The 24,299-nt window shown below is 55.2% G+C and carries 16 protein-coding genes and 9 pseudogenes; 16 read left to right on the top strand and 9 right to left on the bottom strand.

Features of this window, described 5'->3' with window-relative positions; translation table 11 throughout:
- Positions 1-58: 58 nt before the first annotated feature.
- Positions 59-1,136 (bottom strand): annotated as a pseudogene (locus JZM30_RS08485) (tartrate dehydrogenase).
- A gap of 110 nt (positions 1,137-1,246) precedes the next feature.
- On the opposite strand from JZM30_RS08485, the pseudogene JZM30_RS08480 reads away from it, so the two are divergent.
- Positions 1,247-2,141 (top strand): annotated as a pseudogene (locus JZM30_RS08480) (LysR family transcriptional regulator).
- Between the two features lie 304 nt (positions 2,142-2,445).
- Positions 2,446-2,739, top strand: a complete 294-nt coding sequence (locus tag JZM30_RS08475; RefSeq protein ID WP_252318796.1) for a PTS lactose/cellobiose transporter subunit IIA — start codon at positions 2,446-2,448, stop codon at positions 2,737-2,739.
- 76 nt (positions 2,740-2,815) lie between these two features.
- On the opposite strand, the gene JZM30_RS08470 is transcribed toward JZM30_RS08475, so the two are convergent.
- Together JZM30_RS08470 and JZM30_RS08465 are read right to left on the bottom strand one after the other, a co-directional pair.
- Entirely contained in the window at positions 2,816-3,238 is a 423-nt protein-coding gene (locus JZM30_RS08470) for an NADPH-dependent FMN reductase (RefSeq protein WP_252318795.1), read from the bottom strand.
- A 115-nt stretch (positions 3,239-3,353) separates the two neighbouring features.
- A complete protein-coding gene (locus tag JZM30_RS08465) occupies positions 3,354-4,745 on the bottom strand; it encodes an NAD-dependent succinate-semialdehyde dehydrogenase (RefSeq protein ID WP_252318339.1) in 1,392 nt (463 codons plus the stop codon).
- A gap of 266 nt (positions 4,746-5,011) precedes the next feature.
- Here JZM30_RS08465 and JZM30_RS08460 point away from each other — a divergent pair.
- From JZM30_RS08460 to JZM30_RS08445, 4 genes and pseudogenes are all read left to right on the top strand, one after another.
- Positions 5,012-5,116 (top strand): annotated as a pseudogene (locus tag JZM30_RS08460) (hypothetical protein); the annotation flags it as partial.
- A 59-nt stretch (positions 5,117-5,175) separates the two neighbouring features.
- Positions 5,176-5,586 (top strand): IclR family transcriptional regulator domain-containing protein, encoded by a 411-nt coding sequence (locus JZM30_RS08455; RefSeq protein WP_252318338.1) that lies wholly within the window; start codon positions 5,176-5,178, stop codon positions 5,584-5,586.
- 147 nt (positions 5,587-5,733) lie between these two features.
- The gene (locus tag JZM30_RS08450) at positions 5,734-6,153 is read left to right on the top strand and encodes a YitT family protein (protein WP_252318337.1); all 420 of its coding nucleotides are present in this window, start codon (positions 5,734-5,736) and stop codon (positions 6,151-6,153) included.
- On the top strand, positions 6,147-6,347 hold the full coding sequence (locus JZM30_RS08445; protein WP_252318336.1) for a hypothetical protein: 201 nt from the start codon (positions 6,147-6,149) through the stop codon (positions 6,345-6,347). Before JZM30_RS08450 ends, JZM30_RS08445 begins: the two co-directional genes overlap by 7 nt.
- Here JZM30_RS08445 and JZM30_RS08440 read toward each other — a convergent pair.
- The gene (locus tag JZM30_RS08440; protein ID WP_252318335.1) at positions 6,329-7,267 is read right to left on the bottom strand and encodes a LysR family transcriptional regulator; all 939 of its coding nucleotides are present in this window, start codon (positions 7,265-7,267) and stop codon (positions 6,329-6,331) included. The two genes, JZM30_RS08445 and JZM30_RS08440, sit on opposite strands and share 19 nt — an antisense overlap.
- 183 nt (positions 7,268-7,450) lie before the next feature.
- On the opposite strand from JZM30_RS08440, the pseudogene JZM30_RS08435 reads away from it, so the two are divergent.
- Positions 7,451-8,618, top strand: a pseudogene (locus JZM30_RS08435) (mandelate racemase/muconate lactonizing enzyme family protein).
- 41 nt (positions 8,619-8,659) lie between these two features.
- Here the strand turns inward: JZM30_RS08435 and hutG are convergent.
- Positions 8,660-9,442 carry an N-formylglutamate deformylase gene (gene hutG / locus JZM30_RS08430; RefSeq protein WP_252318334.1) on the bottom strand — a complete coding sequence of 261 codons (783 nt, stop codon included), beginning with the start codon at positions 9,440-9,442 and terminating at the stop codon, positions 8,660-8,662.
- Positions 9,429-10,656, bottom strand: a pseudogene (hutI, locus tag JZM30_RS08425) (imidazolonepropionase). Before hutI ends, hutG begins: the two are co-directional and overlap by 14 nt.
- A 191-nt stretch (positions 10,657-10,847) precedes the next feature.
- Between hutI and JZM30_RS08420 the strand changes: the two are divergent.
- Positions 10,848-12,209: pseudogene (locus JZM30_RS08420) on the top strand (formimidoylglutamate deiminase).
- Complete coding sequence (locus JZM30_RS08415) at positions 12,209-12,787, top strand: HutD/Ves family protein (RefSeq protein WP_252318333.1); 579 nt, start codon at positions 12,209-12,211, stop codon at positions 12,785-12,787. The pseudogene JZM30_RS08420 and the gene JZM30_RS08415 overlap by 1 nt, the downstream one beginning before the upstream one ends.
- Before the next feature lie 6 nt (positions 12,788-12,793).
- Here the strand turns inward: JZM30_RS08415 and hutC are convergent.
- Positions 12,794-13,549 (bottom strand): annotated as a pseudogene (gene hutC, locus JZM30_RS08410) (histidine utilization transcriptional repressor HutC).
- Positions 13,550-13,935: 386 nt separating this feature from the next.
- Between hutC and JZM30_RS08405 the strand changes: the two are divergent.
- From JZM30_RS08405 to JZM30_RS08365, 7 genes and pseudogenes are all read left to right on the top strand, one after another.
- A complete protein-coding gene (locus tag JZM30_RS08405; RefSeq protein WP_438801494.1) occupies positions 13,936-14,868 on the top strand; it encodes an ABC transporter substrate-binding protein in 933 nt (310 codons plus the stop codon).
- A 97-nt stretch (positions 14,869-14,965) separates the two neighbouring features.
- Positions 14,966-15,739, top strand: coding sequence for an ABC transporter permease (locus JZM30_RS08400; RefSeq protein WP_438801493.1), 774 nt, complete (start codon positions 14,966-14,968; stop codon positions 15,737-15,739).
- The gene (locus tag JZM30_RS08395) at positions 15,739-16,524 is read left to right on the top strand and encodes an ABC transporter ATP-binding protein (protein ID WP_252318330.1); all 786 of its coding nucleotides are present in this window, start codon (positions 15,739-15,741) and stop codon (positions 16,522-16,524) included. Before JZM30_RS08400 ends, JZM30_RS08395 begins: the two co-directional genes overlap by 1 nt.
- A 189-nt stretch (positions 16,525-16,713) precedes the next feature.
- Positions 16,714-18,245 (top strand): annotated as a pseudogene (hutH, locus tag JZM30_RS08380) (histidine ammonia-lyase).
- A 45-nt stretch (positions 18,246-18,290) separates the two neighbouring features.
- Positions 18,291-19,979: pseudogene (gene hutU, locus JZM30_RS08375) on the top strand (urocanate hydratase).
- A gap of 23 nt (positions 19,980-20,002) precedes the next feature.
- Positions 20,003-21,115 carry a histidinol-phosphate transaminase gene (hisC, locus tag JZM30_RS08370; RefSeq protein WP_252318793.1) on the top strand — a complete coding sequence of 371 codons (1,113 nt, stop codon included), beginning with the start codon at positions 20,003-20,005 and terminating at the stop codon, positions 21,113-21,115.
- Between the two features lie 40 nt (positions 21,116-21,155).
- Positions 21,156-22,238, top strand: a complete 1,083-nt coding sequence (locus JZM30_RS08365; protein ID WP_252318327.1) for an iron-containing alcohol dehydrogenase family protein — start codon at positions 21,156-21,158, stop codon at positions 22,236-22,238.
- 34 nt (positions 22,239-22,272) lie between these two features.
- Here the strand turns inward: JZM30_RS08365 and JZM30_RS08360 are convergent, their stop codons facing one another.
- Both JZM30_RS08360 and JZM30_RS08355 read right to left on the bottom strand, forming a co-directional pair.
- The gene (locus JZM30_RS08360; protein ID WP_252318326.1) at positions 22,273-22,908 is read right to left on the bottom strand and encodes a two component system response regulator; all 636 of its coding nucleotides are present in this window, start codon (positions 22,906-22,908) and stop codon (positions 22,273-22,275) included.
- Positions 22,909-22,938: 30 nt separating this feature from the next.
- The gene (locus JZM30_RS08355; RefSeq protein ID WP_252318325.1) at positions 22,939-24,267 is read right to left on the bottom strand and encodes a response regulator; all 1,329 of its coding nucleotides are present in this window, start codon (positions 24,265-24,267) and stop codon (positions 22,939-22,941) included.
- Positions 24,268-24,299: the final 32 nt, after the last annotated feature.

Raw genomic sequence — 24,299 nt, 5'->3', positions numbered from 1 at the left:
GTCATCGCAAAATAAAAAAGCCGTGAAAACGGCTTTTTTTATGTCTAACATTCTAACCTCAAAGCGCATCAGCAATTGCGCGTCCTAAGGTTTCTGTATTACCGCAGCCACCCAAATCCCGGGTTAACGGTGCCTGCGTTGGACCTTGTGTCAGCACAGTTTCGATAGCCTGTAAAATCGCGGCCCCCGCCTCTGCGTGACCCAGATGCTCCAGCATCATGGCACCGCACCAGATTTGACCAATCGGGTTGGCCAGGCCTTTGCCGGCGATATCCGGGGCAGAACCGTGCACCGGTTCAAACAGGCTGGGGAACGTGCGCTCAGGGTTGATGTTGGCGGAAGGTGCGATACCGATAGTACCGGTGCAGGCGGGGTCAAGATCGGACAGGATATCGCCAAACAGGTTACTGGCTACCACCACGTCAAACCAGTCTGGATGCAGCACAAAATTGGCAGTGAGAATATCGATGTGGAATTTGTCGACTTTCATCTCCGGGTAATGCTGCCCCATAGCGGCAACACGGGTGTCCCAGTATGGCATGGTGATCGCAATACCGTTATTTGGTGGCAGACGTCAGATGTTTGCGCGGTCGCTTCTGCGCCAGTTCATAGGCAAATTTCAGGATGCGATCGACGCCGACGCGTGTCATCACGATTTCCTGCATCACTATCTCACGCTCAGTGCCTTCAAACATCATGCCGCCGACGCTGGAGTATTCCCCTTCGGTATTTTCGCGCACCACGTAGAAATCAATATCGCCAGGGTTGTGGTTGGCAAGCGGGGCTTTGACACCGGGCATCAAGCGGCACGGGCGCAAGTTGACGTACTGATCGAAATCGCGGCGGAATTTGAGCAGCGATCCCCGGAGCGAGACATGATCGGGTACCACTTCAGGCCAACCTACGGCACCAAAATAGATAGAATCGAAACCTTTCAACAGCTCAAACCAATTATCCGGCAACATTTTACCGTGCTTGAGATAGTAGTCGGCGCTGGCAAAATCAAACCATTCCCATTGTAATTCAATGCCAAATTGCGAAGCAGAGCGCGTAACAACGCGTACGCCTTCCGGCATGACTTCTTTTCCGATGCCATCTCCTGGGATGACAGCAATCTTGTAGCGCGGTACAGACATAAGGGTATTCCTGTTTTTCTATTAGCGGACCCATACGAGTGTATTTCTTGTCAAAATGATGAACAATAAGCCTAATGGGAAAGCTATTATTGAATTAAAGGTAATAATCTATGCGGGAAGTGAACGATCTGCTGTTTTTCAGTCGCATTGTCGCTTTGGGCAGCCTGACGGCGGGCGCCAGAGAAATGGGACTATCTCTTCCCGCCATCAGTAAACGGTTAAGTGCGCTGGAGCACCGACTAGGCGTGCAACTGATTCAGCGCACCACCAGACGTTTAGAATTGACGCTGGAAGGGCAACTCTACGGTGAAGGCGCGCTTCCCATCCTCAATGATATCGCCGAACTGGAGAATGCCGTCAGCCGTAGCCAAATGACGTTACGCGGCAAGCTGACGGTAAACGCCTCATTTGGCTTTGGTCGCCGTCATATAGCCCCGCTGGTGTCTGCGTTCTCCTTGCTGCATCCGGAGTTAGAGATACAACTGCAACTGTCGAGTCAGCCCATCAATATGCTCGATGCGGGTATCGATATCGATATTCGTGTGGGTACGCCGCCTGATTCACGTCTGATTGCCCACAAGTTGCGCACCAACCATCGTATTCTGTGTGCTTCACCCGACTATCTGGCCAAGAGAGGCAGCCCGCATACGGTGGCGGATTTGGCTGGGCATAACTGTCTGGTGTTGCGCCAGTATGAAAGTGATTATGCGATGTGGCGCTTTTACCGCGACGGTCAGGAGTTTAGCCATAAAGCTGAAGGCAACCTGTCGAGTAACGACGGCGAAGTGGTGATGCGTTATGTGCTGGATGGGCGAGGCCTGCTGTTGCGTTCAGCCTGGGATGTTGAACCTTATCTGGATCAGGGCGCTTTAGTGGCTTTGCTGCCAGACTTCACGACGCAGGATGCAGGATGCAGGTATTCACGCTGTCTATAAGCAACGGCGTCACGTTCCCGCCAGAATCACCACCTTTGTCCGCTATATTCAGGCAGAAATGGCCGTTTAGATTGAAACGCAGTCGCGTTTTATTAAAGACGCTCAAATCTCCTATCGCTATGGTATCAATTTTAATCCCTTACGCTCGGCAGAGGGTCGCCGTAAATACGGCGATAATCTGTCTTGTGCCATTTGGGACATTTATCGATGCCTGTGCACAGATACAATATTGCTAAAAAGAAAGGGTAAAAAACCACACAGCCTTGTGCACAGAGTCTGGCAGTACGGCAGCGCGATGGACGCGTGCTGTAAGTGCGACCAGGAGGGTGAAACAGCACGGTTTTGATTCAATGCCTAATAGGGGTGGTATGACGATGGTTAAAGCAGAAGAAGCGGCAATGGAAATTCTTGTCAATGCGGATGAATCACGCAGCCTGTGTCTTGAGGCGTTGCAAGCGGCACGTCACGGTCAGGTTGAACAAGCCAATGCGTTAATGACCAGCGCAGATCGGTTTGCAAGAGTGGCGCATCAGGTTCAAACGCAGTTGGTTGCACGAGAAACCGTTGTGCCGATGACATCTATCATGGCGCATGCGCAAGATCACTTGATGACGTCATTATTGGTGCGGGAGTTGGCGAACGAAATGCTGCATTTATACCAGCGTTAACAAAAAGCACGATGTTAAGGGTGGGAATAGGCCTGTACCGTCTTTCATCAGAACGGTACAGGTGGTGATGCGTTGATTAGCGGGTGGCTTTGATTGCCGCGACCAAGGTGTTCATCTGTTCGCCGATCAGTGCCGCAATTTTTTCGTCATGCAAATTGCCCTGATCGTCAAAACCGCCAGCAAAAGCGTTGGCGAACACTTCCGGCTTGTTAAGCGGTTGCAGATTCAGGAATACGGCGCTTTGGCGCAGGTGATACTGCGCACGCGACGTTCCCATACCGCCGCCTGCACCCATCAGCGCCACCGGTTTGCCGCTCAGCGGCTGGCTGTCTGGCAGACGTGAAAGCCAGTCGAGGATGTTCTTCAAAGCCGGTGCCACGGAGTAGTTGTACTCGGTACAGGCAAAGACAAATCCGTCAGCCTGTTGCGCCTGACGCGCGATACGCTGCACGGCAGCGGGGATCTCGGTCAGATCGGCATTGTAGAACGGTACATCCAGCAGATCGGCGATCTCAAGGGTGGTATCCGCTGGCAGAGCGGCTTGCGCTGCGCGCAGAGGCGCGGCGCAGGCTGCCTGCGATGCCCAATAGTCGTAGGGTGCTCATGGTATTTCCTTAAAATTCAGCATCAATATCAACAACAGAAATCAGTTTGTGGTTCACAAACTCTTTAATGCCCAGCCCGGTCAGTTCGCGCCCATAACCAGAACGGCGGATGCCACCAAACGGCAGATCGGCCTTCACACGGGTTGGGTGGTTGACGTATACCATCCCGGTGGACAGGCGAGCGGCAACTTCAGCCCAGTGTTTGCCGTTACGGGTGAACACAGAACCACCGAGACCGAACGGTGAATCGTTGGCAATACGTACCGCATCATCTTCATCTTTAGCGCGGAACAGCATAGAGACCGGGCCAAAAAACTCCATATGATAGGCGGGATTATCCAGCGTAACGTCGGTAAGTATAGTCGGTTGTACGAAGGCTCCCTGGGTTGGCACTTTCGGGCCCACTTCCAGCGCCGTTGCACCGTGTGACACCGCCAGTTGGATCTTCTGTCTTACTTCATCAGCCGCCTGTTGGGAAGAGAGCGGGGCCAGCGTGGTGTTTTCATCCAACGGATCGCCTGTGCGCAACGCAGCAACGCCCTGGGTATAGCGGTCGAGAAACGCGTCATACACGGCATCTTCAATGATCATGCGTTTGGAAGAGACGCACACCTGTCCGCCGTTCCAGTGGCGACCAAACACGGCCCACTTGACGGTTTTTTCCAAATCAGCGTCTTTCAACACCACGAAAGCGTCGGCACCACCCAATTCCAGCGTTGATTTCTTCAGGGCAAGTGCGGCCTGCTGTGCAACGGTGGCACCTGCGCCTTCCGAACCGGTCAAGGCTACGCCCTGCACGCGCGGATCGTTGAGGATCATTTCGATGTGCTTGCGTGTGGCATACAGATTGGTAAATTCTCCTTTAGGCAAGCCAGCGTCGTGCATCAGTTTCTCAAACCGGGCTGCACTTTGTGGCACGTTGGAAGCATGTTTCAACAGAATAGTGTTACCGGCAGAAAGCTGCGGTGCGATGATGCGCGCGATCTGATAGTAAGGGAAATTCCACGGCTCGATAGCGAGCAGCACGCCCAGCGGTTCGTGCACGATCTGCGCGGTAGCTTCTTTCGGGTTGGCGACCGGCAGCGTTTCTGGGGCCAGCAATCCTTCCGCATGTTTAACGTAGTACTCGAAAATTTGGGCGGATAGCTCTACTTCTGCCCGTGCTTCTGCAACCAGCTTGCCCATTTCCAGCGTCAGCAGACGTGCCATTTCTTCTTTATGTTGACGCAGCAGTGTGGCGGCCTTTTGTAGAATGGCCCCTCGGGTGGAGAATGGGGTTTCTTTCCATGCCAGGAAAGCGTTGTGTGCTTGACTGATGGCGTCAGTGACTTCTGCGTCAGTGGCGTCGGGGAACGTTTTAATGACTTCACCCGTATACGGGTTGATAGTGGCATATCCCACGGTAAACCTCCTGAAAACAAACTGTTCAAGATACCCGCAATCTCTTACATTGCCTGATAGGGTATCAACTGATAATTCACACCGTTTCAGGTTGCTCCACAGTGAACATTCGGCTCCTGCTTGCATAGCGATGGCGAGGAGGTTGTGGAGTCACCTCTGACGCCGTGATGGTGAAGCGATGCTATCCCGGCGTCATCAAGCTATAATACGCTTAGCTAAAAACAATACAATATTAACCGCATTGCGATACAGTTTTGGGGCAAGTGATGAATAAAACGGCTGGGATACAGGTTATCTCCAGAGCAATCAAAATATTACGGCTGCTGCACGAGCGTGGTACCAGCTTGGGTGAACTGGCGCGTTTGACGGATCTCCCTCGCTCTACCGTGCAACGTATTGTCGATACGCTGGCGGCAGAACATCTGGTGGAGTGCGGCTGGGGTGGGGCATCAATGAGCTGGCGAGAAATGCCTATTCTGACGTGGCGGCACAGTTGCGCCATCCTCTCGAACTGTTGTTTAAAAAGACGCGTGAAACGGTTGATATTTCGACCTTCCATGGTCAGGAAGTGATCTTTCTCGATCGGATCATCAGCGATCAGATGCCTTCGTTAACGTCCCAGACGCTTATTTCACTGCCGGTACTACTGCAACAGATAGCAGCAGTGCGCGCCGATGGCTTTTCTTACGACCGGGAAGAGCATGCGGAAGGCGTCTGTGCCGTTGGGATTGCCTTGCCAGTACCGGGAAGACCGGCGCACGCCTTGTCGGTGGTGCTTCCCTCCTATCGCTTTGCTGCTCGCCTTCCGGCTATTCAGCAGGCGCTGGAAGAGGTGCGATAAATGTGCCTGTGCATCCTTTCCCCGCGCAGCAAGTAACCGACACACAGATTACGGCTGTTAATGGCATATAATGCATGTATAATTAATTTATGTGGAATTATATGCTTTTCTTATGGCTAATGTGAGTCGATCATGAGGTCAGTGGCAGTGCCAATAAAAACCAACCCGCTGGCAACTGCACATACCTTAAAGGATGATATTTACGGACTGGCGCTGGGCGTGATGTTTATCGCCGTCGGCCTGAACCTGCTTAAATTTTCCGGCATGGTGACCGGCGGTATTGCCGGAATCGCACTGCTTATCTCTTACTATCTACCGCTCTCTATCGGGTTACTGTTCACCCTGGTCAATATCCCGTTTCTGGTGTTTTGCTATTTCAGCATGGGGCGTGCTTTCACGATAAAAACGCTGATTGTCATTATCACTCTGGGGTTGGCGACGCAGGCGGTACCGATGTTAATCACCATCAGCTATCTGCATCCGCTGTTCGCCGCTTTGGTGGGCGGCACCTTTATCGGCTTTCCCTCACGCGCCATAATGCATCTGTTGGCGGCACGGGTGTGGTGACGCTATGGATGTATCGCCGCTTCGGCATCAACGCAGGTAAAAGTCAGATGGCGTTGGATGCGGTGGTGTTTCTTCTCTCTCTGATAAAAATGCCGTTGCTGCTATTGCTGTGGTCTGCGCTCAGTGCGCTGGCAATGAATGCCATGCTGATGAACTGGCACAAACCGGGGCGCTATCAGGGCGGTGATGCCTGATGTCCGGCGAGTACGCTATCCCACAGCGTTTCAGCCCCTGTCGCTAGCCGTGCTGCCGGACGATAGAGCCTGATATCCAGCGGGATCGTCCATTTCTCTTCGTGGCGGGCAGCCCGATAAATAGCGCCACTTTTCTCACTTTCTGCTGCCAGCGCGTGCGGCAGCCAGGCCACGCCTTCACCGGCTTTCACCAGCGCCAGCAGTGTGGCGGCTAAATCGGACGTGAATACCGTCTCCATGGTGCGCGTTAGGCGATGCAGCGGCGCGGTATTGCTGATAATGCGCCCCAATCCAGAATCCTCACTGTATGCGAGAAAGGGAAACCTTTCCTGAGCGTCAACTAGCCACTTGGCGCTATGGGTGCCCGTGGCGGGAATGCTATATGGAATCAGCCGATCCTGACCGAGCGAAATGCTTATAAACTTCTGCGTTGGCAGGTGTAACTGCATATGCGGATGATGATGGCACAGCAAAAATTGTGCGCCTCCTTGTGTCAGCATGCGTTCGCAGGCGTGCAGGGTGGCGGAAACCAACTGAAATGCACCATCACGCGAGATATCGCTGTTGTTTCTCAGCCAATCGGGAATAAAGGTGAACGAGAGAGCATGGGTGGCGCACATAATGACCTCGGGGGCGCGCTGTTCGACGCTGTCGCGCGTTTCGCTGCGCAGGGCATAGAGTGCTCGAATCAGATCCGGTGCCTGATGAAAAAAGACCTCTCCCGCCCGTGTTAGCCGTACACCGCGCCGGTTACGTTCAAACAGCGCCACGCCGACCCAGACTTCCAACGCCTGAATTCGTCGACTGAATGCTGGCTGTGTCACATAACGTGCAGCCGCCGCTTTTGAAAAGTTGAGCGACTCGGCCAGCGCTATCCCGTTTTCCAACCATGCCAGCTCTAAGTGATGCCGATTTGGCATTACAGCGCTCCTTTTTCGCATTGGTCATCAGTCAAACATTGCCTCTACTAGACGTTATGGCGTGCTTTAGGGCATCGCTCTCGCAGAATATGACATTTTTCATGTTAATAAAACGGCATCACAGCGTGTGTAACAAAGATACGTTTTTTGCCGTTGGCTTAGCAACCATCAGGAGATTCGGTTATGCATATTATCGATGTGTGTGAAGTCACCAAACCCATTGCTTCCCCAATCAGAAATGCCTACATCGATTTTTCGCACATGACGACCAGTTTGGTCGCCGTCGTGACCGATGTGGTGCGCGATGGTCGGCGGGTTGTCGGGTACGGGTTTAACTCCAACGGGCGCTATGGCCAGGGCGGTTTAAATTCGTGAGCGCTTTCGTCCGCGGATTCTGGAAGCTGACCCGGAAACGCTGCTTAATGCGCACGGCGATAATCTCGATCCCGATCGGGTGTGGAACACCATGATGAAAAACGAAAAGCCGGGCGGGCACGGTGAGCGCTCGGTCGCGGTAGGAACACTGGATATGGCGATTTGGGATGCGACCGCCAAAATTGCCGGTATGCCGCTGCTTCATCTGCTGGCGGATAGTAAAGGTGTGCGCGCCAATCCGCGCGTGTTCGTTTACGCTGCGGGCGGTTACTACTATCCGGGCAAAGCGTTGGATGCATTGAAGCAGGAGATGCGTGGCTATCTGCGTCGTGGTTACACGGTGGTGAAAATGAAGATTGGCGGTGCGTCGATAATAGAGGAAGACCGTCGGCGTATTGAGGCCGTGCTCGAAGAGATTGGCAGCGAGGCCCAGCTTGCTGTGGATGCCAATGGACGTTTCGACCTGGAAACTGGCATCGCTTACGCCAAGATGCTGCGTGATTACCCGCTGTTTTGGTATGAAGAGGTGGGCGATCCGCTGGATTATGCCCTCCAAGCGGCGTTGAGTGAATTCTATCCGGGGCCGATGGCTACCGGAGAAAATCTGTTCTCGCATCAGGATGTGCGTAATCTGTTACGCTATGGTGGTATGCGTCCAGACAGAGATTACCTGCAATTTGATTGCGCTCTGTCCTATGGCTTGTGTGAATACCTACGCACGCTTGAGGTGCTGGAGCAGTTTGGCTGGTCGCCTGCGCGCTGCATTCCACACGGTGGGCATCAAATGTCACTGAACATAGCCGCTGGGTTGGGGCTGGGTGGCAATGAAAGCTACCCGGATCTGTTCCAGCCTTACGGCGGATTCCCTGATGCCGTTCGGGTGGAACAAGGGCACATTGTGATGCCGGAACTGCCGGGCATTGGCTTTGAAGGCAAAAGCGATTTGATTGCCGAAATGCGCGCACTGGCGGAATAAACGGTGTGTTAAGGCTGGCGTGTTGCGCCAGCCTTAAACGGTCAGAAACAGGCCAGATAGTTTTCCAGCAGCTTTTTCAACTGAACCTGCAAGGCGGTGGCTTTCTCTGCGTGCCAGGCAAAGGGCGCTCGCTCTTCCATGTAGTTACACTGTGCCAATTCCAGTCGCACCGCATGTTGCTGTTGCGCAGGTTGCCCGTAGGCGCGGGTGATGTAGCCGCCCTTGAAACGCCCGTTAATCACCCAACTGTATTGATCCTGTGCTTCACAGTATGCACGTATTGTCGCTTCTACCTCGCGGGAACAGCTTTCGCCACCGTTGGTGCCAATGTTCAAATCGGGCAGCTTGCCGTCAAACAGGCGCGGAATGTGTGACGCAATGGAGTGGGCATCGAACAGCAGCGCATAGCCGTAACGCGCTTTGAGGCGATCGAGTTCTTGCTGGATTTGCTGGTGATAGGGCTGCCAGATATGTTGCAGGTAGCCGTTACGATGCTCAGGCGTTGGGGCTTTACCCGCGACAAAGGTAGGCGTGCCATCAAACAAGGTGCTGGGAAACAGCCCGGTGGTGGCGCTTGCGTAGAGCGGCGTATCGTCAGCGGGACGGTTGAGATCGACCACCATGCGCGAATAGTGGCCCACCAATATGCTGGCTCCCATCCCGCGTACAAAATCATACAGCTGTGGAATATGCCAATCGGTATCCGGCTGAGGGCGCGCTGCGTCACTCAGTCCGTCTTCGACTTCGGGCGTAAGCCGGGTTCCCGCGTGGGGAATACTGACCAATAACGGCAGCGTGCCGCTTTGAAAATCAAACGGTTCCATGACGAACACTCCCTCGATAAACGGTGGTACAGGGCAACTGCCCACCCAGCCAATAGGTTAATTCTGCCGGACTCGCTACCGGCCAGTGTACTAAATCGGCCACTTTGCCAACCTCCAGCGATCCGTGGCTCGCTTGTAGCCCCAGCGCTTTCGCGGCGTGGCAGGTGACACCGGCCAATGCTTCTTCCGGCGTGAGTCGAAACAGAGTGCACGCCATATTGAGCATCAGACGCAGAGAGAGGGCCGGTGAGGTGCCTGGATTGGCATCGCTGGCGATGGCCATGGGCACGCCGTACTGGCGCAGCAATTCTACCGGCGGTCTCTGCGTTTCGCGCAGCAGGTAAAAAGCACCCGGTAACAGCACGGCGACCGTGCCGCTGGCCGCCATGGCCCGAACGTCCTCTTCCGTCAGGTATTCAAGATGATCGGCAGAGAGCGCATGGTAGCGTGCCGCCAAGGAACTGCCGCCTAGTGCGTAGAGCTGCTCTGCGTGCAATTTTACTGGCAGCCCGAGCTGCCTGGCGGTGTTAAACAGTGTTTCAACCTGCGCAGGGGAAAACGCCAGGTGTTCGCAGAATGCATCAACGGCATCGGCCAACTGCTCTCGTGCGACCTGCGGCAGCAACTGGTCGCAGAGTGTGGTAATCCATGCGTCAGCGCGCCCTGCGTATTCCGGTGGAACGGCATGAGCTGCCAGACAGGTAGCAACCACCTGCGCTGGCACCTGTGCGGCCAGTTGGCGTATGGCGCGGAGCATTTTCACTTCGCTGTCGATATCCAGACCATAGCCGGATTTGATCTCGACGGTAGTGACGCCTTCGGCTAACAGCAAGGCTAATCGTTGTCGTGCGCTTTCGACCAACTGCTGTTCCGTTGCGGCACGCGTGGCACGCACGGTGGGGAGAATCCATCCACCGTTGGCGGCGATGTCGGCATAACTTACGCCATTGAGACGCTGTTCGAATTCGTCACTGCGATCGCCACCGAACATCAGGTGAGTGTGGCAATCAATAAAACCGGGCGTAATGATACCGCCGTCGAAGTGGGTGGTGGTATCGGCGTCATAGTCTGGTAGCTGCGCCTGCGGCCCAGTCCAGGCGATCCTGCCCTCTGCTGGCAAGCGCGCCATCATGAATGATCTGGTAGCGTCCATCGCGCAGGGTGACGAGATCTGCGCCAAGCCACAGGCTGTCGCAGGATAATCGTTGAGTCATGACGTCACTCTTCTTGTATATATAACCAAAGACAAGCTAACCTACCCGCACTGGAACGACAAGGGCCGCAGGATAGCTTTTTCTTATTGTGACCATAATAATTCACTATAGCCGTTGGCCGGTAAGCTGGTGTATGTATAGGTATAGACAACTGATAAAACAACTCAAACCATAACCGTAAAGGATCAACCATGCCGAGCTTCTTCGCTCCGCGCGCCCTGTTGCCGCAGGGATGGGCGCGCAATGTCCGCATTGCCGTTTCCGCCGAAGGCGTGATTACTGGCGTCGAGCAAAACGCCACGTCAGAAGAAACGCAGTCATTGCCGGGTATTGTGCTGCCCGCGATGGAGAACCTGCATTCACATGCTTTTCAGCGCGCGATGGCTGGGCTGGCAGAAGTGGCGGGCGATCCGCAAGACAGTTTCTGGACATGGCGCGATCTGATGTATAGGCTGGTGGGCCACCTGACGCCGGAACAGGTCGGAGCTATCGCCAGCCGACTCTATATCGAGATGTTGAAAGGGGGCTATACCCAGGTTGCTGAGTTTCACTACCTGCATCACGATCCGGCCGGGAAGCCTTACGTGCAGGATGACATGCTGCTGCAACTGATGACAGCGGCAGAGCTCGTGGGCATCGGACAAACCCTGCTTCCGGTGTTCTACAGCTACGCCGGTTTTGGCGCCCAGCCTGCGCTGCCAGGGCAACGGCGTTTCATCCAGCATACCGAGCACTATCTAGCCCAGCAGCGGCGGCTGGCAACGTTGTTACGGGATAAGCCGCTGTTTTCAGCTGGGATTTGTTTTCACTCGCTGCGAGCTGTCAGCTAAGGCCAAATCAACGACGTGCTCGCAGCCATGCCGACAATATTGCCGATACACCTTCACATTGCCGAGCAGGTAAAAGAGGTGGAAGACTGTGTGGCGTGGAGCGGCGAACGTCCGGTGCACTGGCTATACGATCGCTTCGCGGTGGATGGCCGCTGGACGTTGATTCATGCCACACATCTGGATGAACGCGAGCTTCAGCGTGTAGCAGCCAGCGGAGCCATTGCGGGCTTGTGTACGACCACGGAAGCCAACCTTGGCGATGGCATCTTTGCGCTGGACCAGTATGTCGCACTGGGCGGCCGCTGGGGCATCGGTTCAGACAGCCATGTCTCATTGAACCTACTGGAAGAGCTGCGCTGGTTGGAATATGCGCAACGCTGGCGTGACAGACGGCGCAACCGCGTAGTGACGCCTGAGCAACCTGCTGTCGGTGATGTGCTTTATCGGCAGGCGCTGGCGGGCGGAGCGGCAGCCTGTGGGGTGACCATCGGCGCGCTGGCTCCGGGTTATCGCGCCGATTGGCTGGTGCTGGAGGACAATGCCTGGTTACACGGTCTGCCGGACCGCGCGCTACTCAATCGCTGGCTGTTTGCCGGTGAGCGCCAGCAAATTCACGATGTGTGGGTTGCCGGGAAACAGGTGATTCATCAGGGGAGTCATGCGTTGGATGATGAATCTGACCGCCAGTTCGCCATGGTCATGGATGTGTTAGGTAGTCTCTGATGCCATTTTTTGATGTGAATACCTTACCGGTCAGCCGTTGGCGCAACGGTGGCGGAGAAACACGGGAAATCATCAGCGTTCCTGCGGTGGAGGGGGAATGGTTTGCCTGGCGTGCCAGCATTGCCACCATTGCGCAGGCCGGTGACTTTTCTGCCTTTCCGGGCGTTGATCGCATTATTACCTTGTTGGAAGGCTCAGGTGTTTCTTTGGTTTTTTCGGCGTTTTCGCACCGTTTGCGGCGCGGCGTGCCGCTGTTTTTTGCCGGTGAAACGCCACTTTCCGCCACGCCGATCGTGACCCATGACGGGGATGCTGCCAACCGGGATTTTAATATCATGACCCGGCGCGACAGCCATTATGCCACCGTGATAGCTGTGCGTGACGCGATGCAACTGGGCGCGCAGGAAGCTGGCGTGCTCTATGTTATGGACGGCTGCTGGCGCATTGGTGAGGAAATCTGTCAGGCGGGACAAGGCGTGTGGTGGGCAAGCCAACAACCCCAACGCGACCTCACGCCACTGACCAATGATGCCTGGCTGCTCTACACCGCAGTATTTCGCCGCGAGAGCAAGCGCTGACAGCCATCAGCCGTGGGTCTTGAAACGGCCCAACAGGCGATAGCGGGAACCGGGATAGATCAGGCGATCGACGGTAACAATACGCGCGTTGTGCCAGGTGCGACGGCGGATTATCAGACACGGCTCCAGTGGATCAAGTGCCAACACCTGACGCTGGTGATCGTCTGGAATCAGGGCTTCCACGATATGTTCGCCGGCGGTAAGTGGGGCCACCTGACTGAGATAGGTGTAAGGCGTGCAATGGGTGAAATCCTGTTGCAGATAGTCCGATGGTTCCACGGAATTGACGTAACGATCTTCCAGTTGGACCGGGAGATCGTTTTCATAATGGACGATCTGCGAGTGGAACAGCGTTTGCCCCGGTGAGATATCAAACTGTTCTGCCAGTTCTCCTTCCGCCTTCAGACTTTGCAGCGCTAACACGCGGCTGCTGTGGCGATGTCCACGTTCGGCAATCTATTCGGCGATATTGCGCACTTCCAGCATGGCCGCGTAGGCCTTGATCTCCGCGACAAACGTACCAACCACTTGTATACGCAGCAAAAAACCTTCACTGGTCAGCTCGCGCAGCGCGCGGTTAATCGTCATACGGCTAACGCCGAGCTCGTTGACCAACTCGCTCCCTGACGGGATACGCTGGTGAGGCTGCCAGGCACCCGTGCGAATCTGGCTGATAATCGCCTGCTTGACCCGTTGATAGATGGGGGCGGGTATATCGCTCATGGCGCCTGCAAGTTGCGATGCGCGCTGTTGTGTCACCACGGTGTTCTCCTTGACCCTACGCTTTTGTGCAGTGTAGCGAATTTTATGCGCGTATGTATATGTATAGACAATGGGGAAAAAACGTTGCCATGCTGCTGACAGCCGATTGTTCAGGGCAGGCAGCGTGTTTTTACGCGCTACCTCGTTAATCGCGAGTCATCATGGTGCGCCAAACAGGAGTAATGCACTATTCTGGAACCTGTTTTCCTGCATGGTACTTTCACACGATTCCCGCCAATAAATGGTTAAACGCCGATTCTGTGATATTGGCACACTGCTTGCTTTGGTTGTCTATACAAACTTAGACAATAACGTTGGCGCAGTTTGCCGCATGGGTAATGACTTCTCTCACAGGAGCGGAACGAATGAACAAAGCACGAGGTAACATGGGCTGGAAAGCGACCCTGATGGCGCTTTGCATGGTATCGGCAGGCGTGGCACAGGCGGCAGATACGCCGGTAGCGATCGGTATTTCTGGCTGGACCGGCTTTGCGCCGCTGACACTGGCCGATAAAGCGGGAATCTTCAAGAAGCACGGGCTGGACGTGTCGATCAAAATGATCCCGCAAAAAGATCGCCATCTGGCCGTGGCCTCCGGTGCGATTCAATGTGCCGCCACCACGGTGGAAACCTATGTCGCTTGGAACGCCAACAGTGTGCCGATTAAACAGATTGTGCAGTTGGATAAATCCTACGGTGCTGACGGTTTGGCGGTACGTGGTCCGATCAATGATATCAAGTCATTGAAAGGAAAAACCATTGGTGTCAATGCGCCGGGCACTTCACCCTATTTTGCGCTGGCGGATAAAAACGGCATGACGCTTAAAGATGTGAAGACGGCAACGCTCTCGCCACAGGCCGCTGCGCAGGCGCTGCTTGCCGGTCAAAACGATGCCGCCATGACCTATGAGCCCTATATCTCCACGGTGCGTGACAAGCCTGAAAGCGGCAAGATCATTGCCACCACGCTCGATTACCCGATGGTAATGGACACGCTTGGCTGTACGCCGGATTTCCTCGCGAAAAATCCGCAGGCCGCCAAGGCATTGGTGGAAAGCTATTTCGATGCGCTGGAGATGATCAAGGCTGAGCCGGACAAATCCTATGAGATCATGGGGGCTGCGGTAAAATCAAGCGGCGCGGATTTTGCTAAATCAGCCAGCTATCTGCGTTGGCAGGACAGAGAACAGAACCGCAAATTCTTCAGCGGTGAGATCGAAACCTTTAGCAACGAAGCGGCCAAACTGCTGCTGGAAATGGGCGTGATTCGCAAGATCCCGGATATCAGCACCCTGTATGACGCCAGCTACGTGAAATAAGGATATTGGCATGATGAGTGATTCTCGCGCGACTGGCAAACTGCCTTTGCCGCCTGCGGCGTTACCTGACGCTGCACCGCGCTGGCACAATCCGTTGATGGTGCCGCTACGGCCTGTTGCCGTGCGGTTGCGCGTGGCACTTGGGGTGGCCTTTTTTGTCCTGTTTTTTGCCCTGTGGGGAATGGTGACGTTCAGCGGTTCGGTATCACCGACTTTTTTGGCCGATCCGCTGAACATGCTGCGTGAAGGGGCGATCCTCTTTACCCAGTATAACTTCTCTGAGGATATCGCCATTACGGTGATGCGCGTGCTGGCATGGTTCCTGCTGGCCGCGATCATCGGTGTTCCCCTAGGCATTCTGATGGGCGCGTACAAACTGTGCGAGGCGTTTTTCGAACCCTTTGTGTCGTTTTGTCGCTATTTACCGGCATCCGCGTTTATTCAGCTACTGATCCTGTGGGCGGGCATCTGTGAGATGCAGAAGATTCTGGTGATCTTTATTGGCTCCTTCTTTCAAATTGTGTTTATGGTGGCGGTAGCAGTAGGGGCTGCGCGTCGCGATCTGGTGGAGGCGGCCTACACGTTGGGATGCAGCAACGGTAGCGTCGTACGTCGCGTGCTGATCCCCGGTGCGGCACCAGAAATCGCCGAACTGCTGCGACTGGTGCTCGGGTGGGCGTGGACTTACGTGATTGTTGCTGAGCTTATTGGCTCGTCGAGCGGTATCGGTCACATGATTGTGGACAGTCAGGCACTGCTGAACACCGGGCAGATCATCTTCGGCATTATCGTCATCGGGGTGATTGGCCTGCTGTCAGATTTTCTGTTTAAGGCGATGAACCGACGCTTGTTTTCCTTGAGCTTATTGTAATGTCCCACAGCAAATTAGCGGTACGCCAGGTCGAGCGCATCTTTACCGGCCCGCGCGGCGAACAGACTCAGGCGCTGTTGCCCGTCGATTATCAGGTACAGGAAAACGACTTCATCACCATTCTCGGGCCGTCCGGGTGTGGCAAATCCACCTTGTTGCGCATCATCGCCGGGTTGGATTCGCCCACCAGCGGCGAAGTGTGGCTCGATGGCGCGCTAGTGGAAGGACCGGGCGCGGATCGCGGTATGGTGTTTCAAAGCTATACGCTGTTTCCCTGGCTGACGGTGGCGCAGAACATCTGCTTTGGTTTGCAGGAGAGCAGCATCAGCAAGGCGCAGCAGCAGGAGCGTTGTGACTACTACATTCATCAGGTCGGCCTGAAAGGTTTTGAGCATCACTATCCGCGTCAGCTTTCTGGTGGAATGCAGCAACGCACCGCGATTGCGCGCGCATTGGCGAACGATCCCAAAGTGCTGTTAATGGATGAACCTTTTGGCGCGCTGGATAACCAGACGCGCGTCATGATGCAGGAACTTTTACTTTCGGTGTGGGAAGCGTCACGAAAGACGGTGATGTTTGTCACGCACGATATTGATGAAGCTATCTTTATGGGTAACCGAGTAGCGATTTTTAGTGCTCACCCGGGACGCATCAAAACCGAAGTGGCGGTTGCCTTTGAAGGGCATCGTGATTACACCCTGAAAACCTCGCCAGAATTTATGGCGCTCAAGGCCAGGGTGACCGAAGAGATTCGCGCCGAAACGCTCCAGGCGTTGGCGCATTAATTTGCTGTGAAGAAACTTCCGTCATTCCCACGCAGGCAGGAATCTCTTGCTGGTTACACGCGTTTCTTCTGGCAGAGATCCCCGGCTTTCGCCGAGGATGATGAAGAGTAAAGTGAGTTTATAAGCAACTTCAAAACGCCTATGGCGTTTTTACTTCAGCTCAACTTGTATTATATATAGGAATAGATTATGACGACAACACCCCCGTCGATTTGCCTCACTCACGGTGCAGTCGATCTGGAGACGCTTCGGGCGATTTATCACGGTGGCGTCACGTTGACGCTCGCCGAAGAGGCCTGGGCTGACGTGGATGCCGCGTGCCAGCAGGTGGCTGATATCGTGCGGTAGAATCGGGTGGTCTACGGCATCAATACCTGGTTTGGCAAGCTGGTAAGTACCTCCATTCCTGCCGATCGTCTGGCGGAGTTACAACGTGATTTGGTGCTGTCGCACAGTGTTGGCGTAGGTGAACTGCTGCCCGATGACGTGCTGCGCTTGGTGATGGTGACCAAAGTAGTGAGCCTGGCGCGAGGCCATTCCGACGTACGCCGTCAGGTAATTGAAACCTTGCTGGCGATGTTCAACGCGGGCGTTATGCCGTGCGTGCCGGAAAAAGGATCGGTAGGGGCGTCGGGTGATTTGGCTCCATTAGCTCATATGTCGCTGATGCTGCTGGGGGAAGGGCAGGTCAAAATCAATGGCGCACTGCTGCCAGCACGATAAGGGCTGGCGTTGAGCCGCTGGTGTTGGGACCGAAAGAGGGGTTGGCGCTGCTTAACGGGACGCAGGTTTCCAACTCGCTTGCCCTGCGCGGTCTGTTTGGCGCAGAGCAGGTGCTTGGGGCGGGACTGGTCGCTGGTGCGCTTTCGCTGGAGGCCATTCGTGGTTCGGCCAAACCGTTCGATGTGCGCATCCACAAAGCGCGCGGCCAGCAAGGTCAGATTGCGGTGGCGGCGGCGATGGATGCGCTGCTCAAAGGCAGCGGCATCATGGATTCGCATATTCATTGTGGTCTGGTACAGGATCCCTATTCCATCCGCTGTATTCCGCAAGTGATGGGAGCCTGTCTGGATAACCTGACGCATGCGGCTCGCATTCTGCAAATTGAAGCCAACGCGGCGTCTGACAACCCGCTGGTATTTACCGACAACGGTGATGTGATTTCTGGCGGTAACTTCCATGCTGAACCGGTGGCATTCGCCGCTGACATTATTGCCATTGCTGTCGCGGAAATTGGCGCGATATCTGAACGCCGGTTGGCGCTGCTGCTCGATACTGGCCTGTCGGCACTGCCGCCTTTCCTGGTGGCCGATGGCGGCGTGAACTCCGGCTTTATGATAGCCCAAGTGACCGCCGCCTTGGCATCGGAAAACAAATCGCTGGCGCATCCCGGCAGCGTTGACAGCCTGCCTACCTATGCTAATCAGGAAGACCACGTCTCCATGGCCACTTACGCGGCCCGTCGTTTAGGCGCAATGTGTGACAACACCGCTGCCGTGGTGGTTATCGAGGCGATGGCGGCTGCACAGGGTATCGAATTCCACCGCCCGTTACGCAGTTCCACTTTGCTGGAACAGGAGTTAATGCGCATTCGTCAGGCGGTGCCTTTCCTCGACAAAGATCGCTATCTGGCACCGGATATTGCCGCCATGTGTCGCTGGGCAAGCCAGGCCGAATGGCCGGAACAGGTGGCTACATTGCTGCCCACTTATGCTCAATAACCCGACAGGCTACGGACATTAACCGAATATCAAAGGAACAGCATTATGACCTCATCTGTGGAACAGGCGGGTGCGCGTGAAGTGAGAGCGCCCCACGGCAGTGAACTGCATTGTGAAAACTGGCTGATCGAAGCGGCGTACCGCATGATTCAGAATAACCTGGATCCGGACGTCGCTGAACGGCCAGAAGATCTGGTGGTGTACGGTGGGATTGGTAAGGCGGCACGCAACTGGGCCTGTTTTGACGCGATACTTGCCTCTCTGCGCGCCCTCAAAGGGGATGAAACGCTGTTGGTGCAGTCCGGTAAACCGGTGGGGGTTTTTCGTACCCATGAAAATGCGCCGCGCGTGCTGATCGCCAACTCGAATCTGGTGTCGCACTGGGCCAACTGGGATCACTTCAATAAGCTGGATCGCGATGGGCTGATGATGTACGGCCAGATGACGGCGGGTTCATGGATCTACATTGGTGCACAGGGCATTTTGCAGGGAACCTATGAAACCTTTGCTGAAGCTGGACAGCAGCACTACAAGGGAGATTTGCGCGGGCGTTGGATCCTGACGGCGGGCTTGGGCGGTATGGGCGGCGCGCAGCCGTTGGCGGGCGTTCTTGCCGGCGCCAGCGTGTTGGCGATCGAGTGCCAGGAATCACGTATTGATTTTCGCTTGCGTACACGTTATCTCGATTACAAGGCCACCGATCTGGATGAGGCGTCGGCAATGATCGATGAAGCGTGCAAAGCGGGACGCGCCATTTCTGTGGGTCTGTTGGGTAACGCAGCGGATGTGGTGCCAGAGCTGGTGAAACGCGCCAAGGCCGGAGGCATGTGCCCAGATATCGTGACCGATCAAACCTCGGCGCACGATCCGATCAACGGTTATCTGCCGCAAGGGTGGGACGTGACACACTGAGCAGAGATGCGCACTCGCGATCCGAAAGCGGTAGAAAAGGCGGCCAAAGCCTCGATGGCGGTGCATGTGCAGGCGATGCTCGAATTCCATCATATGGGTATCCCGACGGTGGATTACGGTAACAATATTCGCCAGATGGCACTGGAAGAGGGCGTAGCTAACGCGTTCGATTTCCCCGGCTTTGTACCTGCCTATATTCGTCCATTGTTCTGTCAGGGCAAGGGCCCGTTCCGCTGGGTGGCGTTGTCCGGCGACCCGGAGGATATCGCGCGTACCGATGCCAAGCTCAAAGCGCTGTTCCCTGAGAACACGTCGTTACTCCGCTGGCTGGATATGGCACAAGAGCGCATCGCGTTCCAGGGATTACCGGCGCGCATTTGCTGGTTGGGATTGGGCGAGCGCCATCTGGCAGGGCTGGCTTTCAATGAGATGGTACGCAGTGGTGAACTGAAAGCGCCGATTGTGATTGGTCGCGATCATCTGGACTGCGGATCGGTTGCCTCACCGAATCGGGAAACCGAAGCGATGCGCGATGGCTCGGATGCGGTATCCGACTGGCCGCTGCTCAATGCGTTGTTAAACACAGCGGGTGGCGCAACCTGGGTCAGCCTGCATCACGGCGGCGGTGTGGGTATGGGCTCCTCACAGCATGCGGGCACGGTGATCGTGTGTGATGGCAGCGAACAGGCCGATGAACGTCTGGCGCGCGTACTGTGGAACGATCCGGCTACGGGCGTAATGCGCCATGCGTATGCCGGGTATGAGAGCGCTATCGCGTGCGCCGCACAGCATGGGTTGAATTTGCCGATGGTGAAGGGTTAACCGAACGCGCCGCTGAGGTCATCATGAAAGAAACGATTGAACGACTGGCGCGGCGCGAAGCCCGCCAACTGGGACGCTATAACTCTGGGTTATCTGATGATGCGGTACGCCAGCGTTTTGCTGTGACGGATATTGCCCGCCTCGCCAGCAATGAAAATCCACTGGGCATGAGTCCGTTGGCCGACGCGGCGCTGCGAACTGAGGTGACGCGTACGGCCTGTTATCCCGACCCGGCGAGTCTCCAATTGCGCGCGGTGATTGCCGCGCGCACTGGGATGACGCCGGAGCAGGTGGTGATGGGAAACGACTCGGAAAATCTGCTGGAAATGCTGTGTCTGGCTTTTCTCAATCCGGGCGATCGGGTTGTCACGCTGGTGCCCTCTTTTGGGTTGCATCACCTGTATCCCAAAATGTTAGGGGCAGAGGTGACGCTGGTGCCGGTGAATGCGCAGATGGAGTATGACCTGGATGCCTGGGCGCAGGCGCTGGCACAACCGGCCAAAATGGTGGTGTTCAGTAACCCTTCCAACCCCGTGGGTTGCATGTTGGGGCGTGAGGGATTCGAACGCCTGATTGCCATGACGCCGCCGGACTGCGTGTTGGTGATCGACGAAGCTTATTATGAGTACTGCTCCGCTCACCCCGATTATCCCGATAGCCTCTCCGTATTACGTCAGCGGGCGCGACCGTGGATTGTGTTGCGCACCTTTTCCAAGGCATACGGTCTGGCTGGGTTTCGTGTGGGGTATGGTTTAGCGTGTCATGCCGAGATGGTGGAATTGCTCGATCGCGTACGTACACCGTTCAATATCAACCGTATGGCGCAGGCTGCGGCACAGGCGGCGCTGTTGGATGTGGCGCACGTGGCACGCAGTGTCACCCATGTTTCGCAGCAACGGGCCTGGCTCAGAGATCAACTGCACGCCTTGGGATGGTTTGTGGCTCCGTCGCAGGCCAATTTCCTGTTTGTGAATGTCGCGCAGGATAGCGCTGCGTTGGCTGAGCGTTTATTGCATTTTGGGGTGATTGTGAAGCCCTGGCTGGAAGCCGGATACACCCAATGGCGGCGGATCTCTGTGGGGTCTGAGGCCGCCAACCAACAGTGTATTGCGGCGTTGCGCCAGTGTGCGCAGTAGCCCCACTTCGGCCAATTGACTGAATACTTACGGAGAATACATGCAACGGGTCTATTTTCCAGCGCGCGTGGTGCGCGGCGCAGGCGCGATTAACCAGTTGGGCACCATCGCTTCAGCGTTGGGTAAGCGTGTTTTGGTTTTGGGGGGTAAGCATGCGCTGGAGGCGGCATCAGCCCTGATTTATGCACAACTGACAGGAGCCGGTGTGATCAAATGTGCCGACATCTGGTACAGCGGTGAGTGCAGCGAAACACAGATTTTACGTCTGGCACAAGACGTACGCACCCACGCTGCCGATGTGATTATCGCTGTGGGCGGTGGGAAGGCATTGGATACAGGCAAAGCCGTAGGATTGGAAACCTCCCGTCCGGTTATCACCATGCCGACCATCGCGGCAACCTGTGCCGCGGTGACGCCGCTGACGATTCGCTATCATGACGATGGCCATTTTCGCGATCTGTATCATCTGCCAGTCGCTCCGGCTGCGGTGATTATTGATTCCGATATTCTGGCTAAAGCACCGCTGCGTTGGCTGGCGGCGGAGCTGGGCGATACGCTGGCAAAATGGTATGAACTGCGAGCTATTAGCGGTAATAAGGATGTCACCGGTTTTGGTGCGTCCTCCATGGCAAACAGCCAGCTCTGCTATCAACAAATTGCCCGGTTTGGTGCCGCAGCCTGTGAAGCAGTCCGGCAACGGCAGGCAACACCGGCGTTGGATCAGGTGCTTGATGCTATCTTCTTGTTTGCCGGGTTGGCCTCGTTGATGAGCAATGGTGCCCATGCGGCGGCAGCCCATGCGCTCTACGAGGGCTTTACCGTATGCGATAAGACGCGCGCTTACGGGCACGGCCTGCTGGTGGGGTTTGGTAATCTCTGTTTACTGGCGCAGGAAGGGCGTAGCGATGAGGAATTGCTTGAAGCCATTGCGTTGGCGAAGGACTGTGCCATCCCGACATCACTGGTAGCGATTGCACCAACCCTGACTTCTGAGGAACAGGCGGCCATATTGAATGCGGCCGTGACGGCACCGGATATGGGCAATATGCCCAATGTCGTTACCCGCGAGACGCTACGCGAGGCTATTCATCGCGTAGAACGTCTGGCTATCAGCGCCTGTTAACAGGCGCTATAAAGTGTGGCCTGGTATAAAAAACTCAATCAGTTAGCCCTAAGCGCCTCGAGCAATTAAGCAACTCTGCCACTTTATGTACATTGAGCTTTTTCATAATGTTCAGTCGATGGGTTTCGACCGTTTTAACGCTGATGCACAGTTGTTCGCCGATAAGGCGGTTGATGTAGCTGTTGGCAATAAGTCTCAGTATTTGCCGTTCACGCGGTGTCAGCAACTCCGGACCGTCCCCTTCCGTGTTCAGGGCGGAGTTGATGGCATCTTGGTTGAGAGCCTGGTCGATATACCTTTTTCGGACGGCCATGGTCTGTATTGCAGACAATAATGTCTTTTGGCTACTGTTTTTTAATACGTACCCCATGGCGCCTGCTGACAGGGTGCGTATTGCCATAAACTCCTCGTTATGTGCGGTGTAAGCGAGGATCGCCATTTCAGGCCAGCGCGAACAGAGCTGTGGGATAAGATCCAGCCCATTGATACCCTGCAATCCCAGATCGAGGATCACAATATCTGGTTCGTGTAGGCGGCAGGCGTTATAGACCTCAAGGCCATTTTCAGTGTGCGCAATGATACGAAAGCGCGGATAGGGCACCAGCAAATTGATAATGCCGTTTATGATCAACTCATGATCGTCCACCAGCAAAATTTTATGATCGTTCATATTCCATTCCTCTCAACAAAACGTTGTCCTTTACGGTGAGCATTTCAAACGTAAAGAGACATCCAGCGTAAGACGCAGTTCTGCAATTTCCGCGTTGGATAATGGCAGTCCACGTTTAACACGGTTCTCCATATCGATCACATCGCACAGCAATGGACCGAGACCAGCCTGCCCGATGCATCCTTTTAGGGTATGCAACAGCGTGATAGTTTTTTTCTGATCGCTTGAATTTTGTTCAATGTTTGACAGAAATTCGCGAAGCGCACGACGGATTTTTCGTCGCATCGTGGGGTGAGTGGTGTCGATGATGGCCTTGTCTGTCAGGTTATCTTGCTCTTGCAGATCGATTTCTCGCTGAAGTTGATATTCGGCAGCGATGCTGATGCCATCGGCCAAATGCGTCAGCGTGACGGGCTTGGTCAGGTAATGGTGCATACCGGCTTGCTTGCAACGGACAATTTCTTCCGATGCAGTGTTGGCCGACAAGGCCATAATGGCGCATTCAGGATCCTGATTATTGCTGTCCTGACGCCACTGTCGGGTGCAGGTCAGTCCATCCATCTCCGGCATACAGACATCCATCAACACCAGATCAAAACGTTGTTGTCGCCCACACGCCAGCGCTTCCCGGCCGTTACAGGCGGTAGTGACGTTTTGCCCGAGCAGCGTCAGCATGGCACCAATGATGTCGCGGTTTATCGTCGCATCATCAACGAGCAGGATATGTAATCGCCAGGGTTGAACCGGGATCACCGCCTTATCGGTGTCGGTGATGCCTGACGTTATCTGAGCGGCCAGCGTATAGAGTTTGACCGGCAGAAAGCCAAGTTCATCGGCACACAGGGCATTGCCATGCGTTGCGGCATCGCATGTCAGTCCCCATTCGCTCAGTTGCCGGTGCAGTGCCAATGGCGCGGTGATATTGCCGCTTAATGGCGTGGGCGTGACGTGTTTACCGAGTGGCATCATAAAAGAGATGCAGGTGCCGAGCCCTACCGAACTGTTGAGATCCAGCCAGCCCCCCATCATTCGAGCCAGATTCGAGGCAATCGTCAGCCCAAGCCCAGTCCCCTGAATGTTTCCCTGGCTCTGAAAGAAAGGGGTGAATACCGCATCGCGGCCGGCAGAGGCAATGCCTTTGCCGCTGTCACAGACGGCAAATATCAGCGTGTTGTCGTTGCGAGTGACGCTGAGTGTTATCCCTCCGTTATCTGTAAATTTGACCGCATTCCCCAACAGATTCACCAGAATTTGCCGCACGCGAGTCGCATCCATATCGATAAGCAAGGGCACATCACCGCTGACGATGGTGCGCAGCATCAATCCTTTGCTCTTTCCAGGCCCCTGAATGGTGTACATCGCGCGATCGATCAGCGGTAGCAGCGCTGTCT

The organism is Candidatus Symbiopectobacterium endolongispinus (genome assembly GCF_018777385.1).
Lineage (GTDB): Bacteria > Pseudomonadota > Gammaproteobacteria > Enterobacterales > Enterobacteriaceae > Symbiopectobacterium > Symbiopectobacterium endolongispinus.
This window is presented reverse-complemented; position numbering and strand designations above follow the sequence as displayed.